Source organism: Marinomonas rhizomae (genome assembly GCF_024397855.1).
Lineage (GTDB): Bacteria > Pseudomonadota > Gammaproteobacteria > Pseudomonadales > Marinomonadaceae > Marinomonas > Marinomonas rhizomae_A.
This window is the reverse complement of sequence record NZ_CP073343.1, coordinates 1,775,445-1,794,275: the sequence shown is the minus strand read 5'-3', so window position 1 is coordinate 1,794,275 and position 18,831 is coordinate 1,775,445. Positions and strand designations below refer to the sequence as shown.

17 protein-coding genes are annotated in these 18,831 nt (G+C 44.5%); 5 read left to right on the top strand and 12 right to left on the bottom strand.

Annotated elements, in window-relative coordinates:
- The first annotated feature begins 43 nt into the window (after positions 1-43).
- Together KDW99_RS08325 and KDW99_RS08320 are read left to right on the top strand one after the other, a co-directional pair.
- Positions 44-997: a TAXI family TRAP transporter solute-binding subunit gene (locus KDW99_RS08325; protein WP_255828833.1), complete on the top strand. Its 954-nt coding sequence runs from the start codon at positions 44-46 to the stop codon at positions 995-997.
- A gap of 158 nt (positions 998-1,155) precedes the next feature.
- Positions 1,156-2,916, top strand: coding sequence for a TRAP transporter permease (locus KDW99_RS08320; RefSeq protein ID WP_255828832.1), 1,761 nt, complete (start codon positions 1,156-1,158; stop codon positions 2,914-2,916).
- Between the two features lie 89 nt (positions 2,917-3,005).
- On the opposite strand, the gene KDW99_RS08315 is transcribed toward KDW99_RS08320, so the two are convergent.
- Complete coding sequence (locus KDW99_RS08315) at positions 3,006-3,278, bottom strand: YrhK family protein (protein ID WP_255828831.1); 273 nt, start codon at positions 3,276-3,278, stop codon at positions 3,006-3,008.
- Between the two features lie 146 nt (positions 3,279-3,424).
- Positions 3,425-3,910 carry a GNAT family N-acetyltransferase gene (locus KDW99_RS08310; protein ID WP_255828830.1) on the bottom strand — a complete coding sequence of 162 codons (486 nt, stop codon included), beginning with the start codon at positions 3,908-3,910 and terminating at the stop codon, positions 3,425-3,427.
- Between the two features lie 188 nt (positions 3,911-4,098).
- Here KDW99_RS08310 and KDW99_RS08305 point away from each other — a divergent pair, with 188 nt between their 5' ends.
- The 3 genes from KDW99_RS08305 (at position 4,099) to xylA (ending at position 6,948) form a co-directional block, all read left to right on the top strand.
- Positions 4,099-4,812 carry a spermidine synthase gene (locus tag KDW99_RS08305; protein ID WP_255828829.1) on the top strand — a complete coding sequence of 238 codons (714 nt, stop codon included), beginning with the start codon at positions 4,099-4,101 and terminating at the stop codon, positions 4,810-4,812.
- A gap of 108 nt (positions 4,813-4,920) precedes the next feature.
- Positions 4,921-5,160 carry an addiction module protein gene (locus KDW99_RS08300; RefSeq protein WP_255828828.1) on the top strand — a complete coding sequence of 80 codons (240 nt, stop codon included), beginning with the start codon at positions 4,921-4,923 and terminating at the stop codon, positions 5,158-5,160.
- Positions 5,161-5,628: 468 nt separating this feature from the next.
- Positions 5,629-6,948, top strand: a complete 1,320-nt coding sequence (xylA, locus tag KDW99_RS08295; RefSeq protein ID WP_255828827.1) for a xylose isomerase — start codon at positions 5,629-5,631, stop codon at positions 6,946-6,948.
- Between the two features lie 106 nt (positions 6,949-7,054).
- On the opposite strand, the gene KDW99_RS08290 is transcribed toward xylA, so the two are convergent.
- The 10 genes from KDW99_RS08290 to KDW99_RS08245 form a co-directional block, all read right to left on the bottom strand.
- Entirely contained in the window at positions 7,055-7,495 is a 441-nt protein-coding gene (locus KDW99_RS08290) for an RbsD/FucU family protein (protein ID WP_255828826.1), read from the bottom strand.
- A gap of 45 nt (positions 7,496-7,540) precedes the next feature.
- The gene (locus tag KDW99_RS08285; RefSeq protein ID WP_255828825.1) at positions 7,541-8,605 is read right to left on the bottom strand and encodes an ABC transporter permease; all 1,065 of its coding nucleotides are present in this window, start codon (positions 8,603-8,605) and stop codon (positions 7,541-7,543) included.
- Position 8,606: 1 nt separating this feature from the next.
- Positions 8,607-10,127, bottom strand: a complete 1,521-nt coding sequence (locus KDW99_RS08280) for a sugar ABC transporter ATP-binding protein (RefSeq protein ID WP_255828824.1) — start codon at positions 10,125-10,127, stop codon at positions 8,607-8,609.
- On the bottom strand, positions 10,127-10,741 hold the full coding sequence (locus KDW99_RS08275) for a DUF2291 family protein (RefSeq protein ID WP_255828823.1): 615 nt from the start codon (positions 10,739-10,741) through the stop codon (positions 10,127-10,129). Before KDW99_RS08275 ends, KDW99_RS08280 begins: the two co-directional genes overlap by 1 nt.
- 53 nt (positions 10,742-10,794) lie before the next feature.
- Complete coding sequence (locus KDW99_RS08270; RefSeq protein ID WP_255828822.1) at positions 10,795-11,739, bottom strand: D-ribose ABC transporter substrate-binding protein; 945 nt, start codon at positions 11,737-11,739, stop codon at positions 10,795-10,797.
- Between the two features lie 327 nt (positions 11,740-12,066).
- Positions 12,067-13,080: a substrate-binding domain-containing protein gene (locus KDW99_RS08265; protein ID WP_255828821.1), complete on the bottom strand. Its 1,014-nt coding sequence runs from the start codon at positions 13,078-13,080 to the stop codon at positions 12,067-12,069.
- Positions 13,081-13,313: 233 nt separating this feature from the next.
- Positions 13,314-14,495, bottom strand: a complete 1,182-nt coding sequence (locus KDW99_RS08260; RefSeq protein ID WP_255828820.1) for a XylR family transcriptional regulator — start codon at positions 14,493-14,495, stop codon at positions 13,314-13,316.
- A gap of 154 nt (positions 14,496-14,649) precedes the next feature.
- Positions 14,650-16,098: a xylulokinase gene (xylB, locus tag KDW99_RS08255; RefSeq protein WP_255828819.1), complete on the bottom strand. Its 1,449-nt coding sequence runs from the start codon at positions 16,096-16,098 to the stop codon at positions 14,650-14,652.
- 39 nt (positions 16,099-16,137) lie between these two features.
- Entirely contained in the window at positions 16,138-17,268 is a 1,131-nt protein-coding gene (locus tag KDW99_RS08250) for a sugar ABC transporter permease (protein WP_255828818.1), read from the bottom strand.
- Complete coding sequence (locus KDW99_RS08245; protein ID WP_255828817.1) at positions 17,261-18,790, bottom strand: xylose ABC transporter ATP-binding protein; 1,530 nt, start codon at positions 18,788-18,790, stop codon at positions 17,261-17,263. Before KDW99_RS08245 ends, KDW99_RS08250 begins: the two co-directional genes overlap by 8 nt.
- Positions 18,791-18,831 lie beyond the last annotated feature (41 nt).

The window sequence follows — 18,831 nt, the reverse complement described above, 5'->3', positions numbered from 1 at the left end:
TCCCCATATAAAAAACATATAATTTTAAAAGAGACTAGCCTAAATGAAATTTTACCAAGCAGTAATCGGTACAGCCCTTGGTTTGGCCGTGACACAACTCAGCTTCGCTCAAAGTCAAATCACATTTAAATCTGCCAAGACTAGCTCTTCTTATTATCAAATGGCGGTGGAAATTGCTCAGGCCGTAAAAAAAGATACTGATAGCAATCTGATTGTCACAGTCGAAGAAAGCCAAGGTTCCGTGCAAAACGTCATGGAAACGGCCTTTCGTGGTGCAAATTATGTCTTCACCACGCCTCCTGCGTTAGTTAACTTAGCGCAAAACGGACAGGCAATGTTCAAGAACAAGAGCAACCCTAAATTTAACGACATTCGAGCTTTGTTCCCCATTCCCTCTTTAGCCATGCATTTTGTTGTCTCTGACAAAAGCGGCATCAATCAGTTTTCAGACATAGCGGGCAAAAAAATCTTACTAGGCAAAGGCACGTTCGGAGCAAATGAGGGTGCAAAATATATCAAGCTGTTTGGTTTAGACGATAAAATTGATCTTGCTCAAGTCGAGCTGTCGAATGCCGTTCCAGCATTGAAAAATGGTCAAATTGATGGCTTTGTTACTTCTGGTTCTTTTCCGGCACCTAACGTCATCGAAGCCTCCGCGGGCACTAAGGTAAAAATTCTATCCTTTAACGATGAGCAAATAGCCCAAACAAAACGTACCAAATTGACTATTCCAGCCGGCACATACGCAGGACAAAACGAAGACATCACCACAACATCATTGCCTGTTGTCGTTTACACCAGCACCGCAATGGATGATGAAACAGCATACACCTTGACCAAAGCATTTTGGGATCAAAAGAAACAAATGTCAGATTCCTCTGCTTGGTGGAAAGGCGTCACCACTGACATGCTAAGCAACATCGATGGTAAGATTCATCCAGGCGCGGCAAAGTATTATCGTGAAATGGGCGTTACTCTTAGTGAAAAACAGCAATAATCAAAGCGTTTAATACGTATTATCAGACGTTAGAATCATGACGCATTCTTTTTCACGCATTAAAAGCAGAATCTACTAACTTGTGGATTCTGCTTTTGTAATGGTGACTGGCGATAAACACGTCTTACCCATCCAATTTTTAAAACAGGCCGTACTTTATGCCTAGTAAATATTTTTGGGCCAGCTTTGGCTTCATTAGTATCATTTTCCACCTAACGCTTATTTTCTCAGGCTTAGTGCCGAATTTAGTCAGTCGACCACTTCATATGGCACTGGCGCTACCTTGGGCGTTTATCTTCCTCAGCAATACAAGCTTTCAACGCGTTACAGGCTATGTGTTTACAGTGCTTGGTCTAATTGCCACACTCTGGGTGGCTTACAATGCCGATCAACTAGTCGATCAATACGGTTATATCAGTCAAAATTATCAACTCTGGATCGCCAGTATTTTACTTCTGAGCGTTTTAGAAATGGCAAGACGTTGTATCGGTTGGCCCTTGCCTCTCGTTGCGGCTATCGCACTTTGCTATGGGTTGTTTGGACAATACATTCCAGGAGAATTTGGCCACCCAGGAACACCCATTGGCAGTTTCTTGGGCACTTTAACCATCGCGGAAGGCGGGATTTGGGGCAAACTTACTGGCGTTTCAGTCAGTATTGTCGCTATTTTCGTCATCTTTGGCGCCGTGCTAAACGCAGGAGAAGCAGGACAAGGCTTTATGAACCTCGCCATGGCCGCGGCTGGAAGGCTTCGCGGTGGCGCCGCCAAAGTATCCGTTATCTCCTCTGCTCTATTCGGCTCTATTTCCGGTTCAGCCTCTGCTAACGTGGCCTCTACCGGTGCGATCACCCTGCCTGCTATGACAAAGCTTGGTTACCCCAAGTCTCTCGCGGGCGCGACCGAAGCAGTGGCCTCTTCTGGAGGGCAAATCATGCCTCCTCTAATGGGTGCTGGGGCTTTTGTCATGGTTGAACTAACAGGCATTCCATACCAAAGCATTATGATGGCGGCCATCTTGCCCGCTATTTTATACTTTTGGGCTGTTTGGGTTGGTATTGATGCCTTTGCCTTGCGCTATGATCTGAAAGCCGTCAGCAAAGACCAGCAGCCCAGCCGTCGACAACTGCTGATTACCTGCAGTTTCTTCATGATCCCGTTTGCGATTCTACTATGGGGGATGTTTGGCCCTGCTTATACGCCACAATTCGCAGCCAGTATTGCCATCTTTGGCGCGGCTATTTTGCTCTTCTTTAACTCGAAAGGTGTAGCAAATAAAAAGCAGATTTTTGAGCGTTTAGAAGACGTTGGCATTAACGCTGGCAAACAAATCGCTATGATCGCGGCCATTATCTTGTGTGCGTCTATTGTGGTTGGCGTTTTATCCATCACCGGATTAGGTGTCAAAATCACCTCACTGATTATTTCCGGATCATCAGGCATGCTTTGGCCAGCTATTATACTGACCGCTATTGCTTGCTTGATATTGGGAATGGAAGTACCGACGACGGCAGCTTATGTCATCTGCATTTCAGTTGCAGGCCCAGCTTTAGCTCAGCTCGGCTTATCGTCACTACAAGCACACTTATTTGTGTTCTGGTTTGCACTGCTTTCAACCATTACACCGCCTGTATGTGGCAGCGTCTTTATTGCGGCTGGCATGGTGAAGGAAAACTGGTTAAAAGTGGCGGGCGTCGCCATGATGCTAGGTGTCGGCTTGTATTTAATTCCACTGGCAATGATCGCTAACCCATCATTAATCCAGTTAGGGACAAGTCCACTACTTGCTATTGCTAGCGCCTGTAAAATCGCCCTCGCGCTGTATTGCATTTCAATGGCCTTAATTGCGCCTTTCAAGATTATAAAACGCGCACTGTATTTGTCCGTTGGGCTAGTATTAATTTTCGCGCTTCCTATCTAATACAAAGGGCTCCTAACGAACACAAACGCTAGGAGCCCTTACCAAAAAGAAAGCAATACACGGAGCCCTACTAAAATGAAATAGTCTGATTATTGCTGCAAAGTGGCTTTATGAAGAATACCCACATGCACCAGACTGATTAGCTTAATGAGGGGTTTAATAATAAGTTGAGCACTGCCAACCACGAATAGCCAAGTCCCGCTTTCGACCAATGAATCATTGAGAAAAAAGAAGCTGCCAATCAAAAACCACACAGCAATCATAAGATCGTTAAAAGCACCAAGCGCTTCATAGCGCCGCTGCACGACAATATGTCGACTACCAATGTCTATGTCTAATTCTCTTCCGTTCACTTTTATCACTGTTATTCCCACTATTGCTTAAAATATCGTGATAAAAACCCTAACCAATCGTTTTATGTTTAACAACCTTCAGACAAGACTAAAAACCTAAATGCGCTTTTAAACCTCATTAAATGGTTCAAATACACAAAATGTCTTCCCATCAATCACATCTCAGTTGGGTCAATTTTCTTCACCATGTTAATGCTCACTGTTTCATAACCCATTTCAGCATACAGTTGTTTTGCAGCGTCATTATGAGAAAACACATGCAAACCAATATTGACGATATTATGAGTAGCCGCGAAGTCTTCGATTTCTTTTAAAGCAAGCTTGGCATAGCCTTTTCTTCGATGCTCAGCCTTGATTTCTAAATCGTAAATAAACACAGTGCTTGTAGTGCTACTGCTCTCTAACGTCAGCCATACCATTCCCACTGTCTCATTGACATCAGGCACTTTTAGTTCAAAAAAGTGATTGTTGTCTGTGTCTAATCCGCGCGGTAAAAGCCTTTCTATATCACGACGAGATCGAGTTAATGAGCCTGCTTTTTGCCAACGGCCAGACTCCACATTCTCTCGTGCGTATTGAAAAACCAACTCTTCAATATAAGGTGCAAAAAACGGTTTAGACATAGGAACCAAGAAAGACATTAAAACTCCATTTAATTGAGGCAGAAGACAGTCTTCTATGAAGACCTAAATATTAACCAGCACAATAGTCGGTACGGAATTTCTTTTCAATAAAAGGCGTATTTTTTAACTCTTAATCACTTAATTTGAAGTCAGCTGTTATAAAATGGTGGCAATCAATATTTACCGCACTTTAGGATACTCTAATCATGTTCAAAGAAATCGATAGCCAAGCCTCTCCTTTAGGTGAAATATCCCTGCGCAGACGACGTATTCCCGCCTTTGGTGACAGAGACATCTATGAAGTAAAACTAGGTGAGGAATTTCTGATGTCGAGCATGTTTGTCGATGCGGAAGAAGCCTTGTCGACTCTTGGCTTAGCGCAGGTACAAGGCGAAGATTTAAGTGTCGTGGTCGGTGGATTAGGCCTAGGTTACACCGCCGTAGCGGCACTAAAAGACGAACGAATTGCAGAATTACTTGTGGTCGATGCGTTAGAAACCGTCATCAGCTGGCACCAAAAGGAACTCGTTCCACTGGGTAAAATACTCAACGCAGACAAACGTAACCGTTATGTGCTTGGTAGCTTCTTTGACCTCGCCACAGACCCAAGTACGGGATTTGACCCAAGCCATGCCGGTAAAAAGTTCGATGCCATCTTGCTAGACATCGACCATTCCCCAACCGAATTCCTTAATCCAAGCAACGCAGGTTTCTACACCACAAAAAACCTAACGCGCATGGCAGAACAACTGAAACCAAACGGCGTATTCGCCATGTGGTCACAGAACCCACCAGAAGACAACTTTATCGAATTGCTTAACACCGTATTCGCAAGCGTCGACTCCCACCTAGTGACCTTTGATAACCCGTTTCAAGGCGGACAATCGACCAACTCGGTTTATGTTTGTGTGAAGGGGTAAAACACTTCTGACGAATGGCATGACGGCTGAACTCTGCCAATTGCCGTAGCTTGTTAGAGGTATTTATTCGGATTACAATGAAAATACAACAGTCTTTAAGGAAGCCATATGTCTACACCTGCACTTGATCAGTTGCGATCTCAAATTATGATACTCCCAGAATCTGAGCGAGCTGAATTAGCTCATGATTTAATTAAAAGCCTTGATACACCAAATGACAATAGTGTTTCTAATGAATGGGAACTTGAAATAAAAAACCGTATTGCGCAAATTGATGCAGGAACCGCTAAATTTGTTGATAGAGATACATTTCGCGAGCGTATGATGTCGAAAATCAAAGGACAGTGATTTGCCAATAAACATCTTAGAAGAGGCGCTAGAAGAAGCCGCATAAGCTGCTGGCTGGTACGAACAAGAGTGCAAAGGTCTAGGTTACGATTTCTTTAATGCTGTTGAAGAAGCATTTGATGTCATTGAAGGTCACACCTTGCCTCTCAGCCCTATGCCCAACGAAATAAACCTAGTAGAAGTGAAACGTCTAATTCTAAAAAGATTCCCTTTCGACATCATTGTTTTAGAACGCCCCACTAAAAAAACCGTTATTGCCATCGCTCACCATTCTAAAAAACCTGGATATTGGCGGGTTCGTATTATTCCTTAGCGCTGCCAATATCAGAGATCCGAAACTTCAGTTCACCTTGCACCCGCCCTCCCCAACAAATTCAATAACCCTCTCAGAAAATTTCGTAATTGAAGCTATCGCCTAAAAAATCAATGATTCAGGAAGTCAAAAATAACAACAATCAGGAGTTCATGATGAGCGAGATTTTCCAAAACATCCCTTTTGTAAAATACGAAGGCGCAAGTTCAAACAACCCTTTTGCTTTCAAACATTACGATGCGAACAAGATGCTGATGGGTAAAACCATGGCGGAGCATTTACGCATGGCCGCATGCTATTGGCATAACTTCTGTTGGCAAGGTAGCGATGTATTTGGCGCCAACACTTTTAATCGCCCTTGGTCCAAGCCAAGCAATGAGATGGAAGCGGCGAAAATGAAGGCAGATGCAGCCTTTGAATTTTTCACTAAAATGGGCATTTCTTACTACAGCTTTCACGATGTGGATATCTGCCCAGAAGGCTGCTCGATCAAGGAATACATTAATAACTTTGCGCAAATGGTCGAGGTTCTACAAGCAAAACAAGAAGCCACTGGCATGAAATTATTATGGGGTACAGCCAATGCCTTTTCCAACCCAAGATACATGTCTGGCGCAGCGTCCAACCCGAATCCTGAGATCTTCACTTACGCGGCGACTCAAGTGTTTCACGCGATGAATGCCACCAAAGCACTCAAAGGCGAAAACTACGTTCTATGGGGCGGCCGTGAAGGCTATGAAACCCTATTGAATACCGATCTAAAACGCGAGCGCGCGCAGCTTGGTCGATTCATGCAAATGGTGGTTGAGCACAAATACAAAATTGGTTTCGAAGGCACTTTATTGATCGAGCCAAAACCCGCAGAACCTACCAAGCATCAGTACGATTACGATACCGCGACGGTTTATGGCTTTTTAAAAGAGTTCGGTCTTGAGCAAGAGATAAAGGTCAATATTGAAGCCAACCATGCCACTTTGGCAGGTCACAGCTTCCACCACGAAATCGCCACAGCTTGCTCGTTAGGTATTCTTGGTTCCGTGGACGCCAACCAAGGCGACGCGCAACTTGGCTGGGACACTGACCAATTCCCTACTAGTGTCGAAGAATACACACTCGTTACTTATGAAATTCTAAAATCAGGCGGTTTCAAAACTGGCGGCTATATGTTCGATACCAAGCTACGTCGTCAATCGATGGATCTGGAAGATTTATTCCACGGTCACATTGGCGCGATGGACACTTTAGCCCTATCGTTAGAACGCGCAGTTAAGATGATCGAAGACGAGAAATTGGCCAACCTTGTTGATCAGCGTTATGCAAAATGGAACGATTCTTTAGGTGCAGACATTTTGGCGGGCAAACACTCATTGCAAGACCTTGCGGAATACGCTGAGAAAAACAACATCGACCCTAAACCCGTTTCAGGTCGCCAAGAAATGCTAGAAAACATGGTGAATGGCTACATCTTTAAATAAGAGTTCACATAAGCCGTTAGATAAAAATCAAGTAGCTTAAAAGCAAAAAACACAGGCCAACGAAAGCTGACCTGTGTTTTTTAGTGTTGCATTCTACTAATTGATATTAAGAAAAGATCACACCTTTCTTCAATAAAAAACAGCCGTAACCTCTTGCTTCACCCGTGACGACAACCGCGAAGGCTTGTTTCGCTGTTTCATAAAACGCAAAACGCTCTAACGATCCCATTTCAGCATTGTCACTATCAGCGGATTTCAACGCTGCCGCGAATTCTTGCTGAACTTCTGGCATCACAGATTCGTCTTCACCCACCACTTGCATACGCGTCACTGGTTGATCAACAAAGGTATCCAGTGGCAACACTGATAAAATCGCTGTGGCCGCTTGAATGACATTCACACCATCTAAACGAATCACTGGTTTTCCAGCCGCAACAGATGCAGCAGGAAAATTACGATCAACCAGAACTATGTCATCGCCGTGGCCCATTGTGCGCAGTACGTTCAGTAACTCACCACTTAGCAAAGGATCTATATTTTTTAGCATGTTTTTTCCCTAATCACAGATAGGCTGAAAGCAAATATTGATAATCTATTTTTGCTGCACGATGGCGGCTTTATGCTGCAAGCGACTTTGTTTTTGGTCGATGATGACAGCAAGAATAATCACCACGCCTTTAATCACCATTTGCCAAAATTCACTCACACCCATCATCACCAAACCATCGGCCAAAATACCAATAACGAAAGCACCAATCAGCGTCCCCATAATGGTGCCGCGACCACCAGCCAACGAGGTTCCGCCCAATACCACGGCGGCAATGGCGTTCATTTCAAACGCTACACCCGTAGCTGGATGACTCGCAACCAGCTGTGAAGAAACAACGATGCCTGCAATGGCCGCACAAAGACCCGAAATGGTGTAAACCCATACTTTGACACTACGCACTTTCACGCCAGACAACTCGGCAGAATGTTCGTTGTCACCAATGGCAAACACATGACGGCCAAATTGCGTTCTTTTCGCGATGTAGGCAATCACACCAGCAAGGATAAACATCATCCAAATTGCGTAAGGCAGACCCAATAATTTCGCAGAACCAATCAATTCAAAACCCGTATTGCCAAGCTGCTCATTACCAGACAAGCCAGTAAAGGTTTCACCACCAGACAACAACATAGCCGCACCACGAACGATATACATGGTGCCCAAAGTACAAATAAAGGGGGCGACGTTATAGCGTGTTATCAAGACGCCATTAATGGCACCGATCAAACCACCGATCACTAAAACAATAGGTACAACCAACCAAACACTTGGGAAGATAGCGATGCCAAACATTGGCAATACAATCCCTTTTGTAATCAACCAACCCGCGACCATGCCACAAAAACCTAGGATCGCACCGATAGAAAGGTCGATACCTGCGGTAATAATGACGAAGGTAATGCCAAGCGCCAAAAAGGCGTTAATGGCAATGTGCTTCACCATAATGACGACACTACTTGCTGCCAAAAAGCCCGGCACCATAAAGGTGAAAAACGCCAGAATTAAAAACAACGCAATGAATGTGCGCATTTTTAACGCTAATAACAACAGGCTTTCGCCAGAGAAAACAGACGAGTTTTGAGATGCTGTATTTTGAGAAGTTTTCATATTAAAGTCCTTGTGCGCTTGCTGACACAAGTGCAGATTCTGTTGCTTCAGAGCGAGCGATATTGGCGGTTAATTTGCCTCCGGACATCACCAGAATGCGATCAGATACGGCCATTATTTCTTTGAGGTCGGAGGTCGAAAACAACACTCCAATCCCCTGCTCAGAAAGCTTCACCATCATATTAAATACGTCACCTTTGGCACCGATATCAATGCCGCGAGTTGGCTCATCCAATAACAAAACCTTCGGACTGGTTAACAAAGTTCGTCCAATCACTACTTTTTGTTGATTGCCACCACTCAATGCGCGTATTTCAATATCAGGAGAAGACACCTTGATAGACAAATCACCAATGGCGGACGTTACCGCTTCCGCTTCGGCTTTTTCATCGATGGAAAAGCGATTTTTGAGTCGACGCCATAAGCTAGAAATCGTCATGTTATTACTCACTGACGAAATCGGGAAAATACCATTCTTTTTACGATCTTCAGGAACAAGACAAATTCCATAACGGATGCGTTCACTGGTGTCCATTTTGGCGGGCACTTTATGCTCCGCGATTTCTACATCGCCTGAATATTCTTGCAAGCCAAGTAGACATTCCATTAGCTCGGTTCGACCTGCGCCCATGAGTCCGTATACTCCAACGATCTCGCCGGATTTCACATCCATAGATACATCATCAACCAAGGTAAGACCCATTTCATTGATCAATTTGATGTTTTTTACGTCTAGTACTGGCTCGCCAAACTTACGGCCCGGTTTCAAGAAGTTAGAAACAGGGTCGCTACCCAGCATTTCTCTGACAATCCACGGAACGTCGATGTCTTTGACTTCCGCTTCAGACTGGAAGTTGCCATCACGTAAAATCGTAATATGATCACCGATCGCCATCAGTTCTTCTAAACGATGGGAAATATAAATAATAGAAACGCCCTGAGCGGTTAAGTCTCGAATAACTTTAAACAGCAACTCCACTTCGGTTTTACTTAATGCCGAAGTAGGTTCATCCAGAATCAACACATCCGCTTCATCGGCCAAGGCTTTGGCGATTTCAATCAACTGCTGTTGACCCACTTTCAAGTTAGACAGCAATTCAGATGGCTTAATGCCTTGGTCAAGACGGGCCATTAGTTCAGCGGTGATTCGGTGTTGTTCCGCGGTATCTAGCGGCATCAGACCATGCTGTTTTTCGCGACCCAAGAAGATATTTTCCGCCACCGTTAAGTTGCCAAACAGATTAAGCTCTTGGTGAACCATGCCAATACCTTTGGCAGCGGCATCACGAGTATGCTGAAAAGAGACAGCTTCATCGTTGAGATAAATAGTGCCTTTACTGGGCTGTTGAACACCCGCGAGAATCTTCATCAAGGTGGATTTACCCGCGCCATTTTCACCAATGATGACATTCACTTTGCCGCGGTAAACTCGGTAATCTACTTCGTTTAATGCGATAGTGCCTGGGTAAATCATGGAAATTTTTTCGGCGCGAATGACGACGTCAGCGTTAACTTGGCTCATCATTTGCCTCCAAGAGTAATCTGCATTGGTACAGCATCACTGATGGTGTTTTGATCAATGGTAATCGCAGCAATAACCGTGGCTTTTTTGCCTACCCAACTAGAATCTGGTTCGCCAACAGACGCCATAGCGCGATGATTAAACTCTCGTGAGATTTGAGCAAAACGAATCTGGTTCTTGAAATCATCAAATACAACGTATTTGGACGCATCACGAATTGCATTGCCTTTGATAATACGTCCCACTTGAAGATTAATATTGGTATCGCCAACTTTAATCGTTATAGCACCTCTCATTTTGCCTAAATTAACACTGTCGATGGTGCCATCTAAACGGACAAAGAAGCTTTGCTTAGTGTTAATTTTCTGTGCATCCAGCTGGGATTTAATGCTTTCCCATGGAGTGAACGCTTGCGTTGCTTCTGGGAAGACTTTTGGCTCCCAAAGCTGATCGGCCACTTCAGACAAGGTGAAGTCTGCGAAGCTAACGACGGCATTAGGATCTTTAGGAATAATAGGATTGCCATCAGCATCTAAGTCCGTAACGGTACAGGCTGTCAGCAAATTAAGGCACGCAATGAGCCCGATAAATTGAAAGAGTTTTTTATAAGACATAATGATACCCAAGGAGCCGAAGCTCTCGAAAATGAGAGCTTCGAATCAGGTTGTTATTTTTTTAGAGCGAAGTTGCTTAGATTTTTCGCATTAGAACTATCAATCAATACACAATCCATGAGTTGTTTTTCTGGCAATCCTGTTGAGCCAGTACGAATGTATAGATCTGCCTGTTCAGCAACGCGCTGTGCTTGAGCATAAGCTGGCTGCATTACAGTTGCCTTGATGTTAGAACCTTTGATAATAGAATCTCTAACGTAATCTAGACCGTCAAAACCCACGATGAAAACGTCTTTACGACCGGCGGCTTGCAATGCTGCTTCTGCACCCAACGCCATAGAATCATTCCCCGTGATCACGCCTTTGATATTTGGATTCGCTTGTAGAATCGACTCCATACGGCTAAACGCTTCAGTTTGGCTCCAGTTAGCTGACTGACGAGCCACCATTTTGAATTCTGGGAAGTTATCCAGAATGTCGTGGAAGCCTTCACTGCGCACTTGCGCATTGGTGTCTGACTCAGGTCCTAACAACTCAACGTACTCACCACCGTCACCCATCAACTCGGCAAATTTTTCACCTGCTAACTGAGCACCTTGAAAGTTATTCGATACGATTTGAGTCACAGCAATGCCAGTTTTATTGATTTCACGATCATATAGAAAAGCGGGGATACCGGCTTTTTTCAAACGCTCTAATGAACCAATACTTGCGTCCGCGTCAGCATTATCCAAAATAACCGCTTTGGCTTGACGAGCAATCGCCGTTTCAATCAGTTGGTTTTGTTTGTTCACATCACCGTCATGAGAAGCGACCAAGGTGTCATAGCCCAATTCTTTTGCTTTCGCATCCGCGCCTTCGGCACCGGCTTTAAAAAATGGATTATCGTGGGATGGCGTGATGATGGCAATCAAACCGTTACTAGCCATAACACTGGTGCTCGCTAAGGTAAGTAGCGTTGCTGCAAAGCAAGATTTCAGGAAGGTATTTTTTTTCATTGTATGTCTCCAGTGTACTTATTTTTATTAAAATATTTGAAATAGCAAACGATTGCGTAATCGTTTGCTATTTTTATATTAAGCACATGGAAGTTGTCAATGAATTCTTGACCATTCATAAAAAAACCATATTTATCAGTCAGTTACAAAGAAACACGGCAGATAACTGGTGTAATTTAACAACAAAACACCAAGCGTCTGAATTATAAGAACTTTTTCCAAGAAAAAGCCTTACAGCCAACCTTAAAAACGAGTTCTTCACCTCGTTTCTAAGAGAATCATCAAAAAGCTGAAAGTAAAATACACAGAAAATAACAAGAAATAGAGTTAGTCTGCAGACACAAAGGCGACTGATGAACGAACCACCAAATTAGGCTCTAACATGATCATCTTGCCCTCTTGGCGTGGGTTCTCAATACGTTCAATCATGGTGCTGATCGCCAATTCCGCTAATCGCTCTTTAGGCTGGTTGATGGTGGTTAAAGGTGGGCTAAAATAGGCAGAATACATGCAGTTGTCATAGCCGATGATAGACAATTGCTGCGGGATTTTGATACCAGACAATTGCGCTTCACTCATAGCCCCCATCGCCATGGCATCATTACCAACAAACACGGCACTAGGCAAATTCTGACAGGATAATAATTGGCGCATTCCCAGCTTTCCACCTTCAAACTCGAAGTCAGATTCAATGACCCAATCCCCCTCGATGGCTAAACCTGCTTGATCCATGGCTTCAATAAAGCCTTCTAAACGCTGCTTCGCTGGCAATTTTTCTAACGGCCCACCAATATAAGCAATACGTTTATGGCCTTGCTCAATAAGATGTTGTATCGCCAAATGTGCGCCTTTGACTGAATTATCTTGAATACGATCGACATAATCGTCAGACGGGCCCCAATCCATCACCACCATTGGCAAATTACGCTGACCGATTAACGAACTAAACAACGAGTCGTCATAAGCGGTACACATCACCAAAATGCCATCGACCCGCTTTTGCGTCAGCATTCTTAAATACGAATTGGTTTTTTCAAGTTCGCCATCGGTATTACAAAGCACAAGGTTGTAACCTTCTCGGTAACAGCACTTCTCGACTTCATTGACCAATTCGGCAAAAAAAGGATTCAAAGTAGTGGTGACTAACATGCCAAGGCTTTTGGTATTCTTTACCTTTAAACTGCGTGCTACGGCGCTAGGAGCATAGTTCAGCTCTTCGGCGGCTTGCAAAACTCGTTCTTGCGTCGTTTTTGCTACAAAACGCGTTTTATTCAAAACATGAGATACGGTTGTTGTTGAAACTCCAGCCCGTAACGCTACGTCTTTGATTGTCGCAGACAAACTTGCACTCCCCTTTCATGAATTGTGTTAACTGACTTTCTTCGCAGCCAATTTATACAAACAAAGACAAATAGATCAATCGCTTACGACTTGCCTTTGTTTGCAAAAAAACGGCGTAGAATTCAATACTATTGCAGGAAGTATACTTAACGACATTATAAAAATGCATCAAGAGTTTTTTATAATGTTTGATTTACCTATCTTACTGGGCACTATTTTTTGAAAAATAGCTCTTATGAGTCTTTACTCATCCGCGATGAAACTCGATATTCCCCCGGCGTCATACCCAAGTTTTTTCGCGAAACCGTGTACATGTATTGCACTGAGGGATAGCCACAGGTTCGGGCGATTTCATCGAACGGTAAATCTGTTGAAGTGATCAATTCACAGGCTCGATAAAACTTGGTCATGTGCAGTTGTTCGTGCATTGAGCAGCCAATTTCGTCGATAAAGCGAGTTTCTAGGTTGGTTCTTGATATACCAATGTAATCGACAACTTGCGCCACTTTCACACCTCGACAGGCATTATGACGAATAAAATGCATGGCTTGAATCACATAAGGATCATGCAAGGCGCGATAATCAGACGATTGTCTTTCTGCTACACCTGTAGGGTCGACCACCACCAGCGAGTTCTCTGCAGAATAACCTTGCAACATACGATGCAACATTTTTGCCGCTTCATAACCCATTTGCTTGCTGCCCTGCTCAACAGAAGACAAAGCGGTGCGGTTTAAGTACCTTGCCATGTTCTCATTATCAATCCCTACAATGGCGACTTGCTCTGGCACCAAGATATTCAAATGATCACAGACTTGTAATAAATGGCGTGCTCTGGAGTCGGTGACGGCAACAATACCAATCGGCTTAGGAAGTTCATTAAGCCAAGTCTCTAGCTCATGCTGAGCAGTTTCCCACACATCTGCAGAGGTACAGAAACCTTGATGAACATGAGGTTCAAATCCATCAGAGCGAACTTGCTCAACAAAAGCATGCTCTCGCTCACTGGCCCAACGACTGTAAATCGTACTTGGCATCCCATAAAACGCAAACTCAGGTAAACCTTTGCGCTTCAAGTGTTGATAGGCACAACGCACTAGTGCAGCATTGTCTGTTGCCACATAAGGTAAACGTGGATAATCTTTTTTGTGAAGATATGAACCACCAACCGCTACGGTAGGAATCTTGCTGTCTTTTAAGATTTCTTCGACTTCAGGATTATCAAAATCAGCAATGATGCCATCGCCTTTCCAGTGTTTCAGGTCATCAAGGCGAAAGCGAAAATCGTCTTCAAAATACACATCCCAGTCACACTGAGCCGCTTGTAAATATTCACCAATCCCTTCAATCACTTGACGATCGTAAACCTTATTCGCATTGAAGACTAAATTAAGTCGATAACGTTTTTCAAACATACAACAGCATCTCTAATTTTTATTATTACTTGATCATACTCTTGTTGATATTGCAGGTTCTAGGTAATGATAAAAATCAGAAGGGAAATAACAGAAATCGTAATGAAAGAAAGTTGGCAATAAGAGCGGCGTATTGCTGCACCGCTCTTGCTTATTACAAGCCTTTTACTCTTTGGTATAACTCCTGAAAGCGCCTGCGTTTCTCTGTATACCAAGCGCTATTTTCTTGATTAGGCAAATAACGTTTAATGAGCGCTGGCTTGGTACAAATTTCGTTTAGCGCGCCTTGGCCTTGATCGCCAATAGCGGCTAATCGAGCCGCCCCCAAAGCAGGCCCAACTTCACCACCTGCACGGTAATCCATTGGCACATTAAAGACATCAGCTAACATTTGTAACCAATAGGTACTTTTGGCTCCGCCACCAATCACGTCTATTCCTTCGCTGATACTTTGTGCCGAGCGCACCGCATCCAATCCATCCAGCAAGGCAAAGCTCACTCCTTCAAGCACAGCATGAACCAAATCCGCTGGCGTCGTTTCGTGGGTCATCCCCCAAAAAACACCTTTTGCATTGGCATCGTTATGCGGTGTTCTTTCTCCGCTTAGATAAGGCAAAAAAGTAAGCTTACTATCGTGATCCATACGATTCTCGGCCGCCAATAAAGCCAGCTCCACACTGCTAAATTGTGCCAATTTCGTGACCCAATCAATGCAACTCGCGGAACTCAACATCACCGACATAGTGTGCCAAGTATTCGGAACCGCATGACCAAAACTGTGCAAGGCAGCAGAAGGGTTCGCTGTAAAGCCATCACTTACCGCAAAAATCACCCCTGAGGTGCCAAGTGATAGCATAGTTTGTGTAGATGAAATAATGCCCATGCCGACTGCGCCAGCGGCGTTATCACCACCGCCCGCGACCACTGGTATAACTGGCAAAGACCAACGTTTTGCCAACACCTCGTCGATCGTGCCGGTGATTTCTGAGCCTTCATATACCTTTGGCATTTGCTGTTCGTTTAAGCCTGTTGCTTGCAACATGGTCTCGCTCCAAGCGCGTTGCTCCATGTTCAACCAAAGCGTTCCTGAGGCGTCTGACACATCGGTTGCGAAATCCCCTGTCATGCGAAAGCGCAGGTAGTCTTTTGGTAACAGCACCTTGTCGATTTGTGCAAATACCTCTGGCTCATGTTGCTTCACCCAAAGTAACTTAGGCGCGGTAAAACCTGGCATAACTAGGTTCCCCGTAATAGCTTGTACTTCTGGACAGCGTCGTTGCAATGACAAGCATTCTTCGTGGGAGCGGCCATCATTCCAAAGGATAGCCGGACGCAATACTTCACCCTGCTTACCAAGCAAGGTCGCACCATGCATTTGCCCAGATAAACCTATGGCTTTCACGCCTTGCAGATTATGCTCTGAAGCAAGCTGCAACATTGCTAAGTCAGTTGCTTGCCACCAGTCTTCTGGGTTTTGCTCCGACCAAAGGTCAAAAGGACGCGACACAGAAAGAGGCGACGAACAGCTTGCCGCAACGCGTCCGTTTTCATCCATGAGAATTACTTTAACGCCAGACGTTCCGAGATCTATACCGATATACATACAATACCTATAAATAAATTCGACTTGATGAAATGCTGTTTACTGCGATTTTTTGGTTTTCACGTCCAGCCAAACGGCAAGCAACAAAATCATGCCTTTAACGATTAGTTGCCAAAACGTAGGCACATCCAACATGCTCATGCCATTGTCCAAGCTCGCCATAATCAGTGCGCCCATAATGGCACCAAATACCGCACCAACACCGCCAGCCAAACTGGCGCCGCCAATAACACAGGCTGCGATGGCATCCAGTTCAGCCATATTTCCCGCCGCAGGAGAGCCAGCACCCAGTCGAGATGTAAGTATTAGCGCAGCCACCGCGACCATCATGCCATTGAAACCAAACACCAACATTTTGGTACGTTCAACATTAACACCTGACATGCGAGTCGCTTCGATGTTGCCACCGATAGCGTAAATTCGACGACCAAACGATGTTCGTTTTGCTACATAGGTGGCGATTAGAATCAGCCCGCCCATGATCAAGATTGGCGTTGGAATACCGCGATAACTTTCCAAGATAAACAACAAGCCCATCAACACGGCAACAGCAATCGTTGCTTTGGCGTATTCAAACTTAGCCGACTGGTTTTCCACTCCGTGCTTTTGTCTTGCTTTACGTCGAGCATAAACTTTTGCCACCAAACCAAGGCACAACAAGGACACAACGCTGATCCCCCAACCAGACGGAATGTAACTTTGCCCAACAATCGCCAGAGAACTAGACGTAGGCGCAACCGTTGCCCCGTCGGTTAACCCAACCAAAATGCCACGAAACGCCAGCATGCCTGCCAAGGTGACAATAAAAGACGGCACTTTTTGATAGGCAACCCACCAGCCGTTAAACAAGCCCAACACCAAACCCGAAGCGACCGTGATTAAAACGGTGAGCATAATAGGAAAGTGAAACCAAACATCCAGAATCGCCGCAATCCCGCCCAACAAGCCCATCATAGAACCAACCGACAAATCGATTTCGGCGCTGATGATGACAAACACCATGCCAATAGCAAGCACGCCCACAATGGCTGTTTGACGAATCAAGTTCGAAATATTCCGTGGCGAAATAAACGCTCCATCGGTCGCGATAGAAAAGAAGACGACAATCAGCAGCATCGCCGCTAACATCGCAAACAGTTGTAATTGACTGGTTTTAATTGTTTTAAACATTTGCTACACCTTCTTTGATCGCGCAATTCATAATCATTTCTTGGGTCAAACCTTGATGGTCAAATTGCCCTTTCAAGCGTCCTTCGTGCATCACCAAGACTCGGTCACTGATACCAATCACTTCGGATAATTCAGACGACACCATGATGATCGACATTCCCTGCTTGACGAGCGCGAACATCAGCTTATAAATTTCGTATTTCGCGCCCACATCAATGCCACGAGTCGGTTCGTCTAGTATCAAGATCTTTGGATGCGTTAATAAACATTTGGCGATGATGGCTTTTTGTTGATTACCACCACTCAGATTTTTAATAGACAATTCAGAAGACGCGGTTTTTACTTTCAGCTGGGCAATATAACGGTCAATATCTTGGCTTTCTTTATCTTCATTCACTGCGCCAAACCAAGAAGAGTATTGCTTCAAAACCGACAAGGTAATGTTCCGTCCAACACTCATAATAGGCACAATACCGTGGCGTTTTCGGTCTTCCGGCACCATAGCAATGCCCGCTTCCAGCGCTGTGCGCTGAGAACGAATTGTTAAAGATTTATCATGCAATTCAATGTTCGCTTCGTAATGTCCGTCGTAAGACCCGTACAAACATTGCATCAGCTCCGTTCGACCTGACCCAATCAAACCGGCGATACCTAGAATTTCGCCCTGACGCAATTCGAAACTAACATCGTCTACCTGTGCTCGCGAGGCACCGGCTTGCTTCGCTGTCGCATGATTTACCTTCAATACGACGTCACCAATATCGTGCTCTTCACGTGGGAAAAGCTCATCCAGTTCGCGCCCAACCATCATGCTGATAATGTCGTTTTGCGTTAGATTATCGACAGGTCGGGTGTCTATATGGTCACCATCACGAATAACCGTGACCCAATTGGATAAAGCCAATACTTCTTCCAATTTATGGGAAATGTAAATGCAAGCGATGCCCTGCTGTTTCAGCTCGCTGACGATATTCAATAGGATTTCGATTTCTGTGGTGGTCAGAGAAGATGTCGGTTCGTCTAATATCAATAGCTTCACGTTTTTGTTTAACGCTTTGGCGATTTCGACCAATTGCTGCTGGCCCACACCAAGCTCTCGGATTGGCGTATCCGGTAAAATATCCAATTTGACTCGCGCCAACAATTCCGACGTACGACGGTGCATTTCTTCGTCATTCAGCCTCGCAAACGAACCAAGCTCATTACCCAGAAAGATATTTTCTAAGACAGTCATTTCTTTAACAAGCGCCAATTCTTGGTGAATAATGACGATCCCTAGCGCTTCGGTATCTCGAATGCTGGATGCTTTAACAAGACTCCCTTCAAAGTAAATTTCACCTTCGTAAGAACCAAATGGCCAAACGCCGCTCAGCACCTTCATCAAGGTTGATTTGCCTGAGCCATTCTCGCCACAAATGGATAAGGCTTCACCAGGTTCAAGCTGAATGCTGACGCCATTTAATGCACGGACACCGGAGAAACTTTTTACAATCCCACGCATGTCCAATAAGGGTTGCTTCATGTTTACGCCTCTTTCTACATCTTTTTTTAAACCAGAAAAGC